This window comes from Marinagarivorans algicola (assembly GCF_001292705.1).
GTDB lineage: Bacteria > Pseudomonadota > Gammaproteobacteria > Pseudomonadales > Cellvibrionaceae > Marinagarivorans > Marinagarivorans algicola.
Window position 1 is genome coordinate 1 of record NZ_LGAK01000099.1, and the last position, 1,567, is coordinate 1,567.

Here is a 1,567-nt window from a genome sequence, read left to right on the forward strand (position 1 = left end):
ACAGGCAGACCCGTATATTGATGGGGCTGGGAGTGTTGGAGGGTATAATCGGTATTCGTATCTTAAGAATAACCCGCTGAATGGAACGGATCCTACAGGGTATCTTAGTCTCAAAAAAGTATGGAATAAGGTTAGGCCATTTGTAGGGGTTATTGTTGGTGCAGCCGTAGCCTTCTTTTGCCAACTTTGCGGTGCAGGGATTATGAAGGCTGCTATAGTCGGCGCCTCTGCAGGTGCTGCAGGTGCTGCAGCAAACGGCGGTAATGTTTTACAGGCAGCCGTAATTGGTTTTATTTCTGGGGCTGCTTTTGGGGCTATTGGGGAGTACTTTAATGGAGCCGGTGCTGCAAACGCCACATTAACTAAGTCTAGGGCGTTCTTTACTAAGTTCGGCGGTAATTTATTAACGAAGGGGCAAATTGTGGCACAAGTATCATTGCATGCTGCTGCTGGCGGTATTTCTGCTGTACTACAAGGTGGGAAATTTGGTCATGGTTTTGCTTCAGCTGGTTTTACTAAAGGTGTGATGGGCGGGGCTGGATTTGACTATTCCAATACGGAAACCTCAGCTATTTTTGGACGGACGGCAATAGCGGCTATTGTAGGAGGTACTACATCGGCCGCTACGGGCGGCAAGTTTGAGAACGGCGCGAAGACGGCTGCTTTGGCGCACTTGTTGAATGCTGAGAGTAAGGGGCTTGCACAAAAGGGAGAGATACGCGCTGCTAGAAAGGCATTAAGGAAGGCTTTAAAAATGACCAAAGATAATGAGATTGGTGGGGCAATTTATAAGCATAAAGGAAAGTACGGTTATAGTCTGGCTCCTGAGGGGGTTGGAAGGGGAGTTTATCCGCAAGATGCTGTCATCCCTGATGGTGCAGAATCAGTTGCTTTTTTCCATACACACCCTGATGTTGGCGATGTGAATTTTAGTGATGAAATGCTATATGGTAGCCAACTTGATATGAGTACGGGTAAGATGGAAATGGTTGAGATGGGCCGCGCCGGTGATAAGCCTTTAGCTAGACAATATGGTGTTAGAATTTACCTAGGTGTGAGGCCGAGAGTCTTTAAGGTATTTGATCCCAATAGAGAAGGGGCAGGGGATGGCGTTACTGATTTGGGAAGGCTGTAACAAAGTGTATAAGACTTTGATATTAGTATTTATGATGTTATTTATGCTTTCAAGAGTATTATTTTCGTTTGCAGATGAAGCCAGCTCGTTTAAATATAGTGATGTTAAATATTTAGATGATGCCAAAGGAGTGAAGGTGATTACTGGAGATTATTTATCTGCCATGTCATCTGCATTTAATTATTTCAAGTCGAGCGGACGTATGCATTATGGTGAATCTTATTATTCAATATTAATATCTGAGTGCGTAGATTATTTTTTTATTCAAATTAATTTGCCTTCAATTAAAAGTGGTACTCGAGTCCCAGAGAGTTATCATGTTGAGAAAAGGAGTGGTAACGTTTCAATTGCGCCTTCAGGAGCTTGTAGTAATTAAGCAATCAAAACACTTGCAGAACTTGCAGGGACACTCACTCAAAATTTTGCATAAGG

The 1,567-nt window shown here is 43.5% G+C and carries 2 protein-coding genes; both read left to right on the forward strand.

Annotated features, from left to right (window positions below; translation table 11 throughout):
• Positions 1 to 1,135, forward strand: a 1,135-nt coding sequence (locus AC438_RS17030) for an RHS repeat-associated core domain-containing protein (RefSeq protein ID WP_202904793.1), incomplete at its 5' end; no start/stop codon positions are given.
• A complete protein-coding gene (locus AC438_RS16325; RefSeq protein ID WP_053982321.1) occupies positions 1,107 to 1,511 on the forward strand; it encodes a hypothetical protein in 405 nt (134 codons plus the stop codon). The genes AC438_RS17030 and AC438_RS16325, both read left to right, overlap by 29 nt.
• Positions 1,512 to 1,567: the final 56 nt, after the last annotated feature.

Excerpts from the sequence above, each read along its gene's own strand:
- AC438_RS16325 (WP_053982321.1), top strand. The coding sequence starts at position 1,107 with ATGGCGTTACTGATTTGGGAAGGCTGTAACAAAGTGTATAAGACTTTG.